Source organism: Rugamonas sp. FW305-51 (assembly GCF_058786935.1).
In genome coordinates this window covers 69,778-85,209 of the sequence record NZ_JBYSZG010000025.1, presented here as the reverse complement: position 1 = coordinate 85,209, position 15,432 = coordinate 69,778, and the positions used below count along the sequence as shown (strand labels likewise).

Below are 15,432 nucleotides of genomic sequence, written 5' to 3'. Positions count from 1 at the left end.
GCCACATCCCGCCTGCGGCCCTTTTCTGCGCACGCGCCAAGCCGTGCCGCCGCGCCCCAGCGCCAACCTGCGTCAAATCACACCAGACCAACTGGCGTATTGCCATCATCTCAAGCGCAAATTATAATCATTCTCATTTGCAGTTAAACCATTATCATAACGTTGTAATGAAAACCACATTTCCTGCGACCTTGACCCGCCTGGCGGGCGCCGCCCTGCTGCTGGCCCTGAGCGCCTGCGGCGGCTCTTCCTCCTCCGGCGCCAGCAGCACCGCCGCCGTGATCGCAGCCAGCCTGAGCCAGCCGGCCCAGCTGGGCGAACTGATCTTCAAGGACCAGTCGCTGTCCGCCTCCGGCCGCCAGTCCTGCGCCAGCTGCCACAACCCGGATAATGCGCACGGCCCCACCAGCACCCTGGCGGCCGAACTGGGTGGCCCGGACGGCACCACGCCCGGCTTCCGCGCCGCCCCCTCGCTGCGCTACCTGGACCGCACGCCCGCCTTCGCCTTCGCCAAGGACGGCACGCCGACGGGCGGCTTCGACCGCGACGGCCGCGCCCAGTCGCTGGCCGAACAGGGCCAGCGCCCCTTCCTGGCGCCACACGAAATGGCCAACGCCAGCATCGAGGACGTGATCGCCCGCCTGAAGCAGGCGCCCTACGCGGCCCGGTTCCGCCAGCAGTTCGGCGACACCATCCTCGACAACCCCGAGCAAGCCTTCAGCCGCATGACATTCGCGCTGCAGCAGTTCCAGCTGGAAGCGCCGTCGTTCCACCCCTACGACTCGAAGTACGACCTGTTCCTGGCCGGTAAAGTGAAGCTGGCCGACGCCGAACTGCGCGGGCTGGCCCTGTTCAACAATCCCACCAAGGGTAATTGCGCGGCCTGCCACGTAAGCGCCCGCGGCGCGGACGGCGCGGCGCCCCTGTTCACTGATTTCACGTTCGACAACCTCGGCGTGCCGCGCAACCCGCGCCTGGCCGCCACCGCCGATCCGGCCTACTTCGACCTGGGCCTGTGCGGCCCGGACCGCACCGACCTGGCCGAGCGCGCCGACCTGTGCGGCGCCTTCAAGGTGCCCACGCTGCGCAACGTGGCCACCCGCAAGGTGTTCTTCCACAACGGCGCCTTCAGCAACCTGACCGAGGTAGTGCGCTTCTACGTCACGCGCGACACCAATCCCGAGCTGTGGTACCCGCTGGGCGCCGACGGCACGGTGCAGAAGTTCAACGACCTGCCGCCCCAATACCGCGCCAACGTCAACGTGACGGAAGTGCCCTATAACCGCCAGCCCGGCATGGCCCCGGCGCTGACGCCGGCCGAAATCGACGACCTGGTGCAGTTCCTCGGCACCCTGACCGACGGCTACAAAAACTAACCTTACGACCTGCAGACGAGAGAAAACACGATGAGCAAAACGATGAACAAGATGAGCAAGATGAGCAACAAGCGCGTGATCGCCGCCGCCCTGGCAGCGGCCTTCCTGGGCGCACCGCTGGCCGCCACGGCCGGCGAGGCCGAACTGTTGCAGCGCATCGAGAAGATGGCGGCCGAACTGGAACAGCTGAAAGCTGAACTGCGCGCCAGCGTCAAGAAGACGGACGCCGTCGAGCAGCGCCAGCAAGCCATGGCCGCCGCGCCGGCCCCGGCCGCAGCAGCAGCAGCCGCCAGCGCCGCGGCCATGCCGGCCGCCGCCGAACTGCGCGCCAGCGCGCCGGCCACCATCGTCACCGGCTACGGCGAAATCAATTACAACCGTCCCACCAAGGACGCCAGCGCCGCCCAGGCCGACGTGCGCCGCGCCGTGATCGGCATCACCCACCGCTTCGACGAGAAGACCAAGATGGTCTCCGAGTTCGAATGGGAACACGGCGTCGTCTCGGCCGACGACCAGGGCGAGAGCGAAGTCGAACAGCTGTACGTGGAACGCGAATTCTCCAACGGCCTGCGCGGCAAGGCCGGCCTGTTCCTGATCCCGTCCGGCCTGCTCAACACCAACCACGAACCGACCGCCTACTACGGCGTCGAGCGCAACTTCGTCGAAACGGCCATCATCCCCTCCACCTGGCGCGAAGTGGGCGTGGGCCTGTCGGGCGACACGGCCGCCGGCCTGACCTGGGACACCGGCATCACCACCGGCTTCGACCTGGGCAAGTGGGACGCCACCTCGGAAGAAGGGCGTGAATCGCCGCTGGGCGCCATCCACCAGGAAGGCCAGCAAGCCAAGTCGCGCGACCTGAGCGTGCACGCGGCCCTGAACTGGCGCGGCGTACCGGGCCTGCTGGTGGGCGGCTCCGTGTTCACCGGCAAGGCCGGCCACAAGGCGGCCGGTTTCGCCGGCCAGGATGCCCGCATCACCGTCTACGACCTGCACACCCGCTACACGCCGGGCCACTGGGACCTGTCGGCCCTGTACGCGCGCGGCCAGATCAGCAACACCGAGGCGCTCAACGCCACCCTGGTCGGCAACCCGACCCCGGTGCCGAGCAGCTTCGCCGGCTGGTACGCGCAGGCGGCCTACCAGCTGCTCAAGTCGGACGACTACGTGCTGAGCCCCTTCGTGCGCTATGAGCAGTTTAACACGGCCAAGACCTACGCCGCCCTGCCGCAAGGCCTGGACGTGGCCACCGGCACCGACGAAAAGGTCGCCACCGTGGGCGCCAACCTGAAAGTGGGCGAAGGCGTGGTGCTGAAGGCGGACTACCAGAAATTCCGCGAAGACAAGACGCGCGACCGCCTGAACCTGGGCGTGGGCTTCTCGTACTGATCATGCGCTACCTGGCCCTGATCCCGCTGGCGGCAGGCGCCGCCTGTGCGCCGGCCTGCGCCACCCAGTACCTGAACCTGGAGCAGGCGCAAAAGCTGATGTTCGCCGACGCCACCGGTTTCCGCGAGCAGAACGTGGCGCTCACCCTGCCCCAGATGCAGCAGGTGGAAAAGCTGGCCGGCCTGCCGGCCCGCTCCGTCAACTGGCGCGTGTTCGGCGCCTACAAGGGCGACGCGCTCTTGGGCTACCTGGTGCTGGACGACGTGATCGGCAAGTTCGAGCTGATCTCGTACGCCGTCGGCCTCAATCCGGACGCCACCATCCGCCAGGTGGAGATCCTGGCCTACCGCGAAAGCCACGGCGGCGAAATCCGCACGCCCGCCTGGCGCCGCCAGTTCGTGGGCAAGACGGCGACCGGCGGCCTGGCCATCGGCGACGGCATCGCCAACATCAGCGGCGCCACGCTCTCGTGCACCCACCTGACGGACGGCGTGCGGCGCATCGCCGCCATCGTCCAGGTGGTGCTGAAAAAATGATACGGCGCGCCCAGCCCTGGCTGGGCACCCTGGTGGAAATCGCCGTGGCCGACACCGGCCTGGCGCCGGACGCCGTGCAGCACGCCATCACGCAGGCGTTCGCCGAGGTGGCGCTGGTGCACCGCCTGATGAGCTTTCACGACGGCGCCAGTGACGTGGCCCGCCTCAACCTGGCCTGGGCCAGCGAAACCGTCACCGTCCATCCCCACACCTGGCAAGTGCTGCAGCTGGCGCAGCAGGTGGCCGACCAGTCGGACGGCATCTTCAACATCGCCTGCGCGCCGCGCCTGGTGGACTGGGACTGCCTGCCGGCACCCCAGCCGCACCTGCCGGCCTACCGTCCCGGCGTGACGGTGCTGCGCTGCGGCGCCAACCACACGGTGCGCAAGGCGGCGCCGGGCTGGGTCGACCTGGGCGGCATCGCCAAGGGTTATGCCGTGGACCTGGCCGTGGCCGCGCTGCGCCAGGCCGGCGTGCACAGTGCCTGCGTCAACGCCGGTGGCGACCTGCGCGCGATCGGCGCGGCAGCATGGCCGGTGGCCATCCGCGATCCGCGCGCACCGGGACAGGTGGGCGCCAGCGTGACGATCACCGACCAAGCGCTGGCCACCTCGGCCAACTACTTCACGGCCCGGCGCCATGCGGGGCGCCAGATCAGCGCCCTGGTGGACGGCCGCGACGGCACGCCCGTCACGGACGGCGCCAGCGTCTCGGTGCGCGCCGCCAGCTGCGCCGTGGCCGACGCCCTGACCAAGGTGGTGCTGGCCAGCGGCGAGCGCGAACACCCCGCATTGCGCGCCATGGGCGCCACAGCCCTTATAATCTAGCCGATGCACACTCAGACCCCACTGCAACGGGCCGCGGCCCGCCTCCACATCAATCTCAAACTGGAACGCTGGCACCGGCGCTGCGTCTATGTCAGCCTGGCCCTGCTGCTGGCCAGCGGCGCCGCCTGGCTGGTGGCGCGCTACTGGCTGCGCCAGGCCGGCCAGTTCGGCGAGACGGTGCATCCGCTCGAACCGTGGTCGATGAAGCTGCACGGCGGCGCCGTCATGCTGACCCTGTTCTTCCTCGGCAGCCTGATGAACGCCCATATCCGGCGCGCCCTCAAGGCCGGCCGTAACCTGGCCACGGGCTGGGGCATGATAGGCACCATGCTGTTCCTGATCGCCACCGGCTTCGGCCTGTACTACCTGGCCGGCGAAAGCGACCGTTCCACCTGGTCCGCCCTGCACTGGGTGGTGGGGCTGGCCACGGGCGCGCTGTTCCTGCTGCACATCGTGCTGGGGCGGCGCAGCAACCCGCACCGCCACCACTAGCGGCGAGCGGCACCGCCGCCGCCGATCAGCGCCCGCTAGCCGTCCCTAACTGGCACCCTCTGTCGAGCCTGGTCGCAAAAGGCATGGGCACCAGGACCGGCTCCCGCCTTGGAGCCGGTTCTTGCATCCGGCACCGGCACGCCCCCTGCGGCGCCGCAAAGCCGGCCTCCGCAGGAAAAATACACTGGACTCCAGCGCGTGCGTGCACGCCATTCCGGAGATCCGCCATGAAGCTACCCACCCCATTTCCGCCCCGCCCGGCGCGCGCGCTGGCCACGCTGGCCATACTGCTGCTGACCGCCTGCAGCACGCCCTACCATCCGCCCGTCGTCATGGACGCGGACACCCGCTTCCCCGGCCTGGCCGACCTGCTGGCCGACGCCCAGGGCAAGACGGTGGACGTGCTGCTGGTACACGGCATCTGCACCCATGACGCCAGCTGGGCGCCGCGCGTGGTAGCGCAGCTGGGCCAAGCCATGGGCGCCCCGGCACCGGCACCGACTCCGGGGCCGGGCCCGGCGCCGGCCCCGGACGGCCAGGTGCAGATCGTCCCCGCCACGCTCGCCACGTCATACGGCGAGCTGCGCGTGGATGCCTTGATCTGGTCGCCCCTGACCCAGCGCATCAAGAACCAGCTGTGCTACGACCGCAGCGAAGCGTCCGCCCAGTGCCAGGGCCAGCCCACGGTGGGCCTCACGCGCGCGCGCCTGAACGCGCGGGGCAAGGACCTGCTGGTGGACGACTGCCTGCCCGACGCCATCATCTACGAAGGAGCGGCGCGCGAGCAGATGCAGCTGGCCATGCGCGCGGCCATCCTGCAAGTACTGGCGGCGCGGGAAACGGAACGGGAGAAGACGGCGGCAGCGCCGGCGCCGCTGGTGGTGATCGCCCACAGCATGGGCAGCAAGCTGCTGTTCGACACCCTGCTGCGGATGGCGCGCGAAGACGCCGCCGCGCCGGCGGCGCGGCTGGCGCGGCAGGCGGTGGCCAGCCTGCGCTACCTGGTGATGGCAGCCAACCAGATCCCCCTGCTGACGATGGCGGACCAGCCGTTGGCGGCGGCGGAGGAAATACTCGCGGCAGCGGCGCATGGGCCGGCGCCGGCATCGGCATCGGCATCGGCGCTGTCGCCGGCGCCGGGCGACAGCCTGCAACAGCTGCTGGCCCTGCGCCGCACAGGCGTGGCGCTGACGGCCGCGCCGCAGCTGGTGCTGGTCGGCTTCAACGATCCGAACGACCTGCTGTCCTACACCCTGCCGCCCAAGCGCTACGACGGCGCCGGGGTGGCCGTGTACAACATCCTCGTGTCGAACGGCGCCACCTGGCTGGGGCTGCTGGAGCGGCCCGACCAGGCCCACCTGGACTACTTGTACAACCCGGACGTGGACCGGCTGATCGTGTGCGGCCAGCCGGCCAGCGCCCGCTGCGCAAAATAGGCGCTTAATTGTCCTTGTAGATGCCGCAGCTGACGATCATGTCCTCGTATTTTTCGAAATACATGGACTTTGGCTCGATGGTCTTGGACACGGGATTGACGAACTTGTAATCCTGCCAGCCCTTGCCCTTGGTCTTGGCGATCTCCAGCCGCTCGCGGATATACGGCTTGCCGTCCTGGTCCTTGATATCGATCAGGTTGACGCCCTGCATGCGCTTGTTCGAGCCATGGGCCAGTTCCACGCCTTTCAAGTCCATGATGGTCACGTACAGGTCGCGGTCGCGGTAGGTCTGGCTGAGGGTATTGATTTCCGCGAGGGTCTTGTCGCGGCCGTTGGCCTTGATGGCGGCGATCACCTTGTGCACCATTTGCACGGCCTGTTCCGCCGTCCCGTGCTCTTCCGCAAAGCAATTACCGGCCAGACACAGCGCGCTGATCAGAAATGCCGATATGAATTTACCCATGTTGATCTCCCCCGTTGATGGTTAGCCGCCAAATGATCAAAACAACAAGATTGATCAACCGGCGTATCCGCCAGTATCCCCCCGCCACAAGTTGCAGTTCAATAAGGGACTACACGTAGCGTCCCCGAAAAATAAATGGGGACGTACCCCATTTCCCAAAAAAAGGGGTACGTCCCCATTTTTTCGTGAGCGGGCGAAAAAAACCCGCCGGGCGGCGGGTTCGGACTGGCGGGCGGGACTTAGCGGCCGCCGCGGCCGGCGCTGATCAGGTAGTTCTGCATGGTCGCCTCGGCCACCGAGGCCCACTGGTTCTGGTCCTGGCGGAAACGCTTCCACGGTTCGTAGATCTTCTTGAACTTGGCGTTCTTGGCCGCTTCTTCGTTCATCACATCGTTGGCCGCCTTGTAGCAGGCATCCATCGTGTCTTTCGGGAAGTTGCGCAGCTTGACGCCGTTCTTCAGCAGGCGCGCCAGCGCCACCGGGTTCTTGGCGTCGTACTCGGCCTGCATCACCACGTGCGCTTCGTAGGTCGCCACTTCCAGCGCGGCCTGGTATTCCTTGGGCAACTTTTCCCATTCCTTGATGCCGACGTAGAACGAGAAATTGGCGCCCGCCTCCCACCAGCCTGGCGCGTAGTAGAACGGCGCCACCTTGTAGAAGCCCAGCTTTTCGTCGTCGTAAGGGCCGACCCATTCGGCCGCGTCGATGGTGCCCTTTTCCAGCGCCGGGTAGATGTCGCCGCCGGCCAGCTGCTGCGGTACCAGGCCCAGCCGCTCCATCACCTTGCCGGCAAAGCCGCCGATGCGCATCTTGGTGCCCTTCAGGTCGGCCACGGTCTTGACTTCCTTGCGGAACCAGCCGCCCATCTGGGTGCCGGAGTTGCCGCCCAGGAAGTTCATGATGCCATAGCCGCGGAAGAATTCGCGCGTCAGGTCGCGTCCGCCGCCCTGGTCGAACCAGGCCGTGTGCTGGCGCGAGGTCAGGCCGAACGGCACGGCGCAGTCGAAGGCGAAGGTGGCGTCCTTGCCGAAGTAGTAATAGGAGGCGCTGTGGCCCATTTCCACCGTGCCGGCCTGCACCGCATCCATCACCTGCAGGCCGGGCACGATTTCGCCGGCCGCGAAGCTGCGGATGTTGAATTTGCCGCCGGTCAGCTGCGCCACCCGGCGCGTGAACGTGTCGGCCGCGCCAAAGATGGTGTCGAGCGATTTGGGGAAGCTCGACGCCAGGCGCCAGTTGACGGTCGGCAGGGCGTCGGCCGCCAGGGCCGGTGCGGCGATGACGCCGGCGCCGGTGCCCGCTGCCGCTTTCTTCAGGAAGGAACGACGTTCCATGCTGTTTATCTCCTCTGTGTGTGTGATGGCATAACGCTGATGCACGGCACAGTGTATGAGCAGTCCGGAAAGCTTGCAACGAAAATAAAGACGGCCGCGCAAGGCGGCCGTGCTGCGGTGGCGATAGCGAGACGGTCAGCCGCCGGCCACCACCATCTTTTCGATCAGGATGGAGCCGGTCTGCTTGGTGCCGCGCACCAGCACGTCCGCGCCCACGGCCACGATCTGGGCCAGCATGTCCTTCATGTTGCCGGCGATGGTGATCTCCTCCACCGGGTACTGGATGATGCCGTTCTCCACCCAGTAGCCGGAGGCGCCGCGCGAATAATCGCCCGTCACGTAGTTGGTGCCCTGGCCCATCAGTTCCGTCACCAGCAGGCCGGTGCCCATCTTCTTCAACATGGCCACGAAGTCGTCCGACTTTTTCGTCCTGGACGAAGTGAGCGACAGGTTGTGCGAGCCGCCCGCGTTACCCGTTGTTTTCATGCCCAGCTTGCGGGCCGAATAGGTCGACAGGAAGTAGCCCTGCACCACGCCATCCTTGACCACGTCGCGCTTGACGGTGCGCACGCCCTCCTCGTCGAACGGGGCCGAACCGACGGCGCCGATCACGTGCGGGTCTTCCTTGACCTGGATGTGGGACGGGAACACGGCCTTGCCCAGCGAATCGAGCAGGAAGGTGGACTTGCGGTACAGCGCGCCGCCCGACGTCGCCTGCACGAAGGCGCCCAGCAGGCCGGCCGCCAGCGGCGCCTCGAACAGCACGGGGCAGGTGCGGGTGTCGATCTTGCGCGCGTTCAGCCGGGCCAGCGCCCGTTCGGCGGCGTAGCGGCCGATCGCTTCGGGCGAGGACATCTTGCTCGGGTCGCGCACGGAGCTGTACCAGTCGTCGCGCTGCATCCTGGCGCCCTTGCCGGCGATGGGCGCCACCGACAGCGTGTGGCGCGAATAGGGGTAGCCGCCGATGAAGCCGCGCGAATTGGCCGACACGAAGTGCGACTGCTGTACGTGCACGCCGGCGCCCTCGCTGTTGGTCACGCGCGGATCGACGTCGAACGCGGCTGCCTCGGCGCGCTGGGCCAGGGCCACCGCTTGCTCGGTCGAGATGTTCCAGGGGTAGAACAGCTTGAGGTCGCGCGGGGCCAGCTCCAGCATGTCGGCGTCGGCCAGGCCGGCGCAGTCGTCGTCGGCCGTGAAGCAGGCGATGTTATAGGCCGCCTCCACCGTGGCGCGCAGCGCGGCCGGGGAAAAGTCGGACGTGCTGGCGTTGCCGCGCTTCTGGCCGATAAACACCGTCACGCCCATGCCCTTGTCGCGATTCTGCTCGATCGTCTCGATCTTGCTCTTGCGGACCGAGACCGACAGGCCGCTGCCCTCGCTGATCTCGACGGCGCAATCGGTGCCGCCCTTCTCCCGCGCGTAGGTCAATACGTCGCGCGCAAGCTGTTTCAATTGGTCCTGGCTGTGGGTAAAAACGGAGTCGTTCATGAGCTGTTTTCTTCGGGTGACCGCTAAAACAGTTATCATAGCAGTCGTTTACAGTTTATAGGGGCGGCCTAGCGCCAAACCTCGAGTTAATATTATGGTAAATCCAAACCGGAGCGCCTGCGGCTTCCAATCCACCGAATTCGAGCAGGAATACGAACGGCCATCCAAATCGGAGCTCAAGCGCCAGATGAACGCCCTGCAGGAACTGGGCGCGGCGCTGATCGCCGAACCGCGCGACCGCGTCAAGCGGGTGCCGATGCCCGAGGACGTGCGCGACGCCATCCTCGAATGCCAGACCATCACCAACCACGAAGGCCGGCGCCGCCAGCTGCAGTTCGTGGGCAAGAAGATGCGCACGCTGGACGAGGCCGAAGTGGCGCTGATCCAGAAGACCATCGACGGCTGGAAAGGGCTGTCCAAGGCCGACACGGCCGCCATGCACGCGCTGGAACGGCGCCGCGAGAAGCTGCTGACCGACGACAAGGCACTGACCACCCTGCTGGCGGAAAATCCGGAACTGGACGTGCAGCACCTGCGCACCCTGATCCGCAACGCCCGCAAGGAACAGGCCGAGAACAAGCCGCCCAAGGCCTACCGCGAGATCTTCCAGATCCTCAAGCAGATCGAGGCCAAGAAGAACAAACCCGCCGCTGACGAAGAAGACGGGGGCGAAGACGGCGAGTCCGAGGATGAGTAACGGCGTGAGTAACGGCGTGAATGCCGGCGTGAATGCCGGCGTGAATGCCGGCGTGAATGCCGGCGTGAATAGCGGCGCCGCCGCGGCGGAACTGGTGATCGGCCTGGTGTCGGTGTCCGACCGCGCCAGCGGCGGCGTGTACCAGGACCAGGGCATCCCCGCCCTGCAGGACTGGCTCACGCGCGCGCTGGCCACCCCGTTCCGGCTCGAGACCCGGCTGATCGCCGACGAGCGTCCCTTGATCGAGGCGACCCTGGTCGAGCTGGTGGACCAGGCCCGCTGCCACCTGGTGCTGACCACGGGCGGCACCGGCCCGGCGCGGCGCGACGTCACGCCCGAGGCCACGCTGGCCGTGGGCAGCAAGGAAATGCCGGGCTTTGGCGAGCAGATGCGCCAGATCAGCCTGCGCTTCGTGCCGACCGCCATCCTGTCGCGCCAGACGGCCGTGATCCGCGAGACGGCCGGCCACGCGGCCCTGATCATGAACCTGCCCGGCCAGCCCAAGGCCATCCAGGAGACGCTGGAAGGGCTGAAGGACGCCGACGGCAACAGCATCGTGGGCGGCATCTTCGCCGCCGTGCCGTACTGCGTGGACCTGATCGGCGGTCCCTACATGGAAACCCATCCCGCGGTATGCAAGGCGTTCCGGCCCAAGTCGGCGCTGCGCCCGGCCGCCACCTGACCCGCATGCGCCGGCGCCGCCGCACCGTGGCGCTGGCCGCACTGGGCGCGCTGGCTGCCGGCGCGCTGCGCACCGTTCCCTCTTTTGCAAGGAATCCCATGAGCACTCTGCTGCAAACCATCGACATCGAATCGGCCCCCAATCCCAGCGTGGCCATCATCTGGATGCACGGCCTGGGCGCCGACGCCAACGACTTCGTGCCCATGGTGCGCGAACTGGACCTGGCCGGCCTGCCCGGCATCCGCTTCGTGTTCCCCAACGCCGAGATGATGCCCGTCACCATCAACGGCGGCTATGTGATGCGCGCCTGGTACGACATCGTCGCCACCGACCTGGGACGCCACGAGGACGAGAACGGCCTGCGCGCCTCGCAGGCCAAGGTGGAAGCGCTGATCGCGCGCGAGACCGCGCGCGGCATCCCGCTCGAGCGCATCATCCTGGCCGGCTTCTCGCAGGGCAGCGCGATGACGCTGCAGACGGGCCTGCGCCAGGCCGGCAAGCTGGCCGGCATGATGTGCCTGTCGGGCTATGTGCCGATCGCCGACAAGACCATCGCCGAACACACGGCCGCCAGCAAGGCCACCCCCATCTTCATGGCGCACGGCCGCATGGACCCGGTGGTGCCGGTGGCACGCGCCGAACAGTCGCGCGACCTGCTCAAGCAGCTGGGCTACCACATCGAATGGCACGAGTACCCGATGCAGCACTCGGTGTGCCAGGAAGAAGTGGCCCACATCAGCGCCTGGCTCAAGCGCGTGCTGGCGTAAGCCTGCCGGTCAAGCAAAACAACCGGACGATAGCCGCGGGCAGCTTGCGGCGGAACGGCGTGGCGCCCCCCTACTCCGGCAGGGGCGTGGCGGACGATTCCGGCGCGGCCGTCCGGGCCGTATTCATCACCATCGCCAGGAAGGTGTAATAGCCGTTCAGGCCAATCAAGTCGACCACGCCATGTTCGCCGAAGCGCGCCAGGGCCGCCCCGTACAGCGCATCGTCGACCCGCTGCTGCCGGTGCAGCGCCAAGCAGAAGTCGTGCACCAGCGCCTCGTCGTCGGCCATGCCGTCGGGCCGGCGACGCGCCGCGATGGCATCGATGATGGCCGGCGCGATGCCGTTCTGGCGGGCGATGGGCTCGTGGATGGCCCATTCCACGGCCTGGCTCCACTGGCGCGCCGTGACCAGGATGGCCAGTTCCGACAGGCGCGTGCCGATGGCGCTGCGGTAGCGCAGGTATTCGCCCATGCGCTGGGCCGCCGCCATCAGTTCCGGACTGCGTATCAGCGGCACGAACGGCCCGTACAGGGCACCGCGCGGACCGTCGATCACGGCCTGCGCCGCCACCTGCTGGGCGGCGCTGAGCTGGGCGAAGGGGATGGGGGGAAGGCGGTCCTGCATACGTATGCGCTCCTGGCGAGTGGAATGGAATAATTCGCCCATGGTCGGGTATATATCAACAGAACACAAGCCGTTACCGGATATCCTCTGCTGTCGATCATCTCCCTTCCGCACCAATCCCACGAGGACGCAATGAACCAGACCAGCCACATCATCCATCGCAACCTGCGCCACTGCCCGCCCGTTGCCGCCGGCGCCTCCGGCATGCTGGTGCACGACGCCAGCGGCAACAGCTATCTCGATGCCAGCGGCGGCGCGGCCGTGTCCTCGCTGGGCCACGGCCATCCCGACGTGCTGGCCGCCATGCACGCCCAGATCGACCGCAACGCCTACGCCCACACCGCCTTCTTCACCACCCAGGTGGCCGAGGAACTGGCGCACCGGCTGGCGGCGGACGCGCCGGGCGACCTCGATCACGTCTACCTGGTGTCGGGCGGTTCGGAGGCGATCGAGACGGCGCTCAAGCTGGCGCGCCAGTATTTCGTGGAAGCGGGCCAGCCCGAGCGCACCGTGTTCATCGCCCGCCGCCAGAGCTACCACGGCAACACGCTGGGCGCGCTGGCACTGGGCGGCAATGAGTGGCGCCGCCAGCATTTCGCGCCGCTGCTGATGGACGTGGCGCGCGTGGCGCCCTGCTACGAATACCGCGACCGCGCCCCCGGCCAGAGCGTGGACGACTACACGCTATGCCTGCTGGCGGAACTGGAAGCGTGCATCGTGGAGACGGGGCCGGAACGGGTGATCGCCTTCTGCGCCGAGCCGGTGGTGGGCGCCACCGGCGGCGCCGTGCCGCCCACGCCGGGCTACTTCCGCGGCGTGCGCGCGCTGTGCGACAAATACGGCATCCTGCTGATCGCCGACGAGGTCATGTGCGGCATGGGCCGTACCGGCACCCTGTATGCGATCGAGCAGGAAGACGTGGTGCCGGACCTGGTGGCGCTGGGTAAAGGTTTAGGCGCAGGCTACGCGCCCATCGGCGCCGTGCTGGCGCGCGCGCCCGTGGTGGCGCGCCTGCGCGACGGCAGCGGCGTGTTCCAGCATGGGCATACCTACATGGGCCATCCGGTGGCGGCCGCCGCCGCGCTGGCCGTGCAGCAGGTGATACGGCGCGACGACCTGCTGGCCCAAGTGGCCGTGCGCGGCGCGGCCCTGCGGCGCATGCTGGAACGCACCTTCGGCGCCCATCCGCACGTGGGCGACATCCGCGGCCGCGGCCTGTTGTTGGGATTGGAACTGGTGCGCGAGCGCGACAGCAAGGAGCCGTTCGCACCGGAGTTGAAACTGCATGCGGCCGTCAAGGAGCAGGCCATGGCGTGCGGCCTGATGGTCTATCCCATGGGCGGCACCATCGACGGCCGGCGCGGCGACCATATCCTGCTGGCGCCGCCCTTCATCGCCACCGAGGCCGACCTGGCCGAGATCGTGGCGCGCCTGGGCGAAGCGCTGGCGCGGGCGCTGGCCCGCGTGCGTTAGCAAAATCGGGGACGTAACACGGTTTTCCTGCTTGGAAAAACCGTGTTACGTCCCCGATTATTTTCTGCGTCAGGCGCGCGCCTGCCAGGCGATGACGTCGGCCTGCTGCTCACCGAGGCCGGCGATGCCCAGCCGCAGCTGGTCGCCCTTTTTCAGGAAGCGCTGCGGCTTGCGGCCCTGGCCCACGCCGGGCGGGGTGCCGGTGGCGATGATGTCGCCCGGCTCCAGCGTCATGAACTTCGACAGGTAGCTCACCAGCTGGGCCACGCTGAAGATCATGGTGGCCGTGCTGCCGGTCTGCATGCGCTTGCCGTTCAGGTCCAGGTACAGGTCCAGCTGCTGCACGTCATAGACGTCGTCCTTGGTCACCAGCCACGGGCCGACGGGGCCGAAGGTGTCGCAGCCCTTGCCCTTGTCCCACTGCGGGCCACGTTCGAGCTGGAACGCGCGCTCGGACAGGTCGTTGACGACGCAATAGCCGGCCACGTACTGCAGCGCCTCTTCCTCGCTCACGTATTGCGCGCGGGTGCCGATCACCACGCCCAGCTCCACTTCCCAGTCGGTCTTCTTCGACCCTTGCGGCAGCATGACGGGATCGTCCGGTCCGTTCAGGCAGGAGATGGCCTTCATGAACACGATCGGTTCCTTGGGCACGGGCATGCCCGCTTCGGCCGCGTGGTCCGAGTAATTGAGGCCGATGCCGATGAACTTGCCCACCTTGGCCAGCGGCACACCGAAGCGGGGATTGCCGCGCACGGCCGGCAGCGTCTCGGGATCGAGCTTGGCCAGCTTGCGCAGGGCCTTGGGCGACAGCTGGTCGGCGTCGATGTCGGCGATCACGCCCGACAGGTCGCGCAGCTTGCCGAAGTCATCGATCAGGCCAGGTTTCTCTTTGCCGGGGCGGCCGTAACGCACGAGTCTCATACTTATCCTTGGTTGCCAAACGGGAGGGAAATGCCCGCCATTCTAACCGAACGATAACTAGTACACGCCCTGGCGCAGCCATTTGTTGGCGATGATCTTGGTGCCGCGCACCACGGGGCAGCCCGCGTGCAGCGTTTGCTGGTCGGGCCGCTGGCCGGCGTCCGTGTTGAGGAAGAACAGGGCATTGCCCTTGCGGGGGAACACTTCCAGCCCGAGGTTGGGGAAGGCCGTGCCGCCGCCCTGTTCCACCGCGCTCAAATAGAGGATGAAGGTGGCCAGGCGCTGGCCACCCCGGCGCAGGTGGGCGCGGTGGCCGTCCGAATCGGGATTGAGCCAGTCGAAATGGGGCCGGTACTCCTGCGCCACGCCGTACTTCTGCAGCTGGAACGGCTCGCCGCAATCGGGCGGCCACTGGGCGATGGCGGCCAGGCGCTGCTCGATGCGGTCGGCCAGTGCGCTCTCGCCGCGCTGGATGAAGGCCATCTCGCTGGTGCGCCCTTCATGCACGGTGCTGGCGCCATCCTCCTCGCTGGTGACGGTGGAGCGCGTGTAGCGCCCGGCGCAGTGGGCCACGATGGCGTCGCATTCGTCCTCGTCCAGCACGTTGCCCAGCAAGACCAGGCGCGGCTGGCGCAGCGCGCACAGGATGTCCACCGCGCGCCCGTCCACGGCCAGCCGGTTGCGCGAGGTGTCGACCTGGGGCAGCGCCACGCACCGATCCGGCGCCAACGGGGCGGCGCCCAGCGCCTCGCCGATGGCGGCGCGGGCGAACGCCATGCTGTACTGGCCGGAACGGGCCATGCTGTCGGCCATGTCGTGCGGACTGCAGGCGCGCGCCAGGTTGTCCCGGATCCAGGCCTGCCAGTCGGGTGGCAGGGTGGCAAACACGGAGGTGGTCATGCTCTTCGTCCCCAGTAAAGTGC

16 protein-coding genes are annotated in these 15,432 nt (G+C 67.7%); 10 read left to right on the top strand and 6 right to left on the bottom strand.

All coding sequences use genetic code 11. The annotated features are described in order from the left end of the window. The first annotated feature begins 167 nt into the window (after positions 1-167). The 6 genes from AC3WOS_RS17665 (at position 168) to AC3WOS_RS17640 (ending at position 6,056) form a co-directional block, all read left to right on the top strand. The gene (locus tag AC3WOS_RS17665) at positions 168-1,376 is read left to right on the top strand and encodes a cytochrome-c peroxidase (RefSeq protein ID WP_492717330.1); all 1,209 of its coding nucleotides are present in this window, start codon (positions 168-170) and stop codon (positions 1,374-1,376) included. Positions 1,377-1,406: 30 nt separating this feature from the next. Continuing rightward, positions 1,407-2,765, top strand: coding sequence for a hypothetical protein (locus AC3WOS_RS17660; protein ID WP_492717329.1), 1,359 nt, complete (start codon positions 1,407-1,409; stop codon positions 2,763-2,765). 2 nt (positions 2,766-2,767) lie between these two features. Then, a complete protein-coding gene (locus AC3WOS_RS17655) occupies positions 2,768-3,301 on the top strand; it encodes an FMN-binding protein (protein WP_492717328.1) in 534 nt (177 codons plus the stop codon). Further along, a complete protein-coding gene (locus AC3WOS_RS17650) occupies positions 3,298-4,128 on the top strand; it encodes an FAD:protein FMN transferase (protein ID WP_492717327.1) in 831 nt (276 codons plus the stop codon). Before AC3WOS_RS17655 ends, AC3WOS_RS17650 begins: the two co-directional genes overlap by 4 nt. 3 nt (positions 4,129-4,131) lie before the next feature. Next, complete coding sequence (locus tag AC3WOS_RS17645; protein ID WP_492717326.1) at positions 4,132-4,620, top strand: DUF4405 domain-containing protein; 489 nt, start codon at positions 4,132-4,134, stop codon at positions 4,618-4,620. A gap of 227 nt (positions 4,621-4,847) precedes the next feature. After that, positions 4,848-6,056, top strand: coding sequence for a hypothetical protein (locus AC3WOS_RS17640; RefSeq protein ID WP_492717325.1), 1,209 nt, complete (start codon positions 4,848-4,850; stop codon positions 6,054-6,056). 4 nt (positions 6,057-6,060) lie between these two features. Here AC3WOS_RS17640 and AC3WOS_RS17635 read toward each other — a convergent pair whose 3' ends face one another. The 3 genes from AC3WOS_RS17635 to pmbA all read right to left on the bottom strand — a co-directional run bounded on the left by AC3WOS_RS17635 (position 6,061) and on the right by pmbA (position 9,341). Next, positions 6,061-6,519: a cache domain-containing protein gene (locus AC3WOS_RS17635; RefSeq protein WP_492717324.1), complete on the bottom strand. Its 459-nt coding sequence runs from the start codon at positions 6,517-6,519 to the stop codon at positions 6,061-6,063. A gap of 239 nt (positions 6,520-6,758) precedes the next feature. Further along, a complete protein-coding gene (locus tag AC3WOS_RS17630; protein ID WP_492717323.1) occupies positions 6,759-7,853 on the bottom strand; it encodes a TRAP transporter substrate-binding protein in 1,095 nt (364 codons plus the stop codon). 135 nt (positions 7,854-7,988) lie between these two features. Next, positions 7,989-9,341 (bottom strand): metalloprotease PmbA, encoded by a 1,353-nt coding sequence (pmbA, locus tag AC3WOS_RS17625; protein WP_492717322.1) that lies wholly within the window; start codon positions 9,339-9,341, stop codon positions 7,989-7,991. Between the two features lie 94 nt (positions 9,342-9,435). On the opposite strand from pmbA, the gene yjgA reads away from it, so the two are divergent. From yjgA to AC3WOS_RS17610, 3 genes are all read left to right on the top strand, one after another. After that, the gene (yjgA, locus tag AC3WOS_RS17620) at positions 9,436-10,038 is read left to right on the top strand and encodes a ribosome biogenesis factor YjgA (protein ID WP_492717321.1); all 603 of its coding nucleotides are present in this window, start codon (positions 9,436-9,438) and stop codon (positions 10,036-10,038) included. A gap of 91 nt (positions 10,039-10,129) precedes the next feature. Next, a complete protein-coding gene (gene mog / locus AC3WOS_RS17615; protein WP_492717334.1) occupies positions 10,130-10,720 on the top strand; it encodes a molybdopterin adenylyltransferase in 591 nt (196 codons plus the stop codon). A gap of 98 nt (positions 10,721-10,818) precedes the next feature. Then, complete coding sequence (locus tag AC3WOS_RS17610) at positions 10,819-11,487, top strand: alpha/beta hydrolase (RefSeq protein ID WP_492717333.1); 669 nt, start codon at positions 10,819-10,821, stop codon at positions 11,485-11,487. A 70-nt stretch (positions 11,488-11,557) separates the two neighbouring features. Here the strand turns inward: AC3WOS_RS17610 and AC3WOS_RS17605 are convergent, their stop codons facing one another. Beyond that, positions 11,558-12,112, bottom strand: coding sequence for a carboxymuconolactone decarboxylase family protein (locus AC3WOS_RS17605; protein WP_492717320.1), 555 nt, complete (start codon positions 12,110-12,112; stop codon positions 11,558-11,560). A gap of 132 nt (positions 12,113-12,244) precedes the next feature. On the opposite strand from AC3WOS_RS17605, the gene AC3WOS_RS17600 reads away from it, so the two are divergent. Then, positions 12,245-13,585, top strand: a complete 1,341-nt coding sequence (locus AC3WOS_RS17600; protein ID WP_492717319.1) for an aspartate aminotransferase family protein — start codon at positions 12,245-12,247, stop codon at positions 13,583-13,585. A 69-nt stretch (positions 13,586-13,654) separates the two neighbouring features. On the opposite strand, the gene AC3WOS_RS17595 is transcribed toward AC3WOS_RS17600, so the two are convergent. Both AC3WOS_RS17595 and AC3WOS_RS17590 read right to left on the bottom strand, forming a co-directional pair. Then, positions 13,655-14,509 carry a fumarylacetoacetate hydrolase family protein gene (locus tag AC3WOS_RS17595; protein ID WP_492717318.1) on the bottom strand — a complete coding sequence of 285 codons (855 nt, stop codon included), beginning with the start codon at positions 14,507-14,509 and terminating at the stop codon, positions 13,655-13,657. Between the two features lie 57 nt (positions 14,510-14,566). Further along, positions 14,567-15,409: a 2OG-Fe(II) oxygenase gene (locus AC3WOS_RS17590; protein WP_492717317.1), complete on the bottom strand. Its 843-nt coding sequence runs from the start codon at positions 15,407-15,409 to the stop codon at positions 14,567-14,569. Positions 15,410-15,432: the final 23 nt, after the last annotated feature.

Bases quoted from the DNA above. Each gene is read 5' to 3' on its own strand.
- AC3WOS_RS17665 (WP_492717330.1), top strand. From the start codon at position 168: ATGAAAACCACATTTCCTGCGACCTTGACCCGCCTGGCGGGCGCCGCC.
- AC3WOS_RS17660 (WP_492717329.1), top strand. From the start codon at position 1,407: ATGAGCAAAACGATGAACAAGATGAGCAAGATGAGCAACAAGCGCGTG.
- AC3WOS_RS17655 (WP_492717328.1), top strand. From the start codon at position 2,768: ATGCGCTACCTGGCCCTGATCCCGCTGGCGGCAGGCGCCGCCTGTGCG.
- AC3WOS_RS17650 (WP_492717327.1), top strand. From the start codon at position 3,298: ATGATACGGCGCGCCCAGCCCTGGCTGGGCACCCTGGTGGAAATCGCC.
- AC3WOS_RS17645 (WP_492717326.1), top strand. From the start codon at position 4,132: ATGCACACTCAGACCCCACTGCAACGGGCCGCGGCCCGCCTCCACATC.
- AC3WOS_RS17640 (WP_492717325.1), top strand. From the start codon at position 4,848: ATGAAGCTACCCACCCCATTTCCGCCCCGCCCGGCGCGCGCGCTGGCC.
- AC3WOS_RS17635 (WP_492717324.1), bottom strand. From the start codon at position 6,519: ATGGGTAAATTCATATCGGCATTTCTGATCAGCGCGCTGTGTCTGGCC.
- AC3WOS_RS17630 (WP_492717323.1), bottom strand. From the start codon at position 7,853: ATGGAACGTCGTTCCTTCCTGAAGAAAGCGGCAGCGGGCACCGGCGCC.
- pmbA (WP_492717322.1), bottom strand. From the start codon at position 9,341: ATGAACGACTCCGTTTTTACCCACAGCCAGGACCAATTGAAACAGCTT.
- yjgA (WP_492717321.1), top strand. From the start codon at position 9,436: ATGGTAAATCCAAACCGGAGCGCCTGCGGCTTCCAATCCACCGAATTC.
- AC3WOS_RS17610 (WP_492717333.1), top strand. From the start codon at position 10,819: ATGAGCACTCTGCTGCAAACCATCGACATCGAATCGGCCCCCAATCCC.
- AC3WOS_RS17605 (WP_492717320.1), bottom strand. From the start codon at position 12,112: ATGCAGGACCGCCTTCCCCCCATCCCCTTCGCCCAGCTCAGCGCCGCC.
- AC3WOS_RS17600 (WP_492717319.1), top strand. From the start codon at position 12,245: ATGAACCAGACCAGCCACATCATCCATCGCAACCTGCGCCACTGCCCG.
- AC3WOS_RS17595 (WP_492717318.1), bottom strand. From the start codon at position 14,509: ATGAGACTCGTGCGTTACGGCCGCCCCGGCAAAGAGAAACCTGGCCTG.
- AC3WOS_RS17590 (WP_492717317.1), bottom strand. From the start codon at position 15,409: ATGACCACCTCCGTGTTTGCCACCCTGCCACCCGACTGGCAGGCCTGG.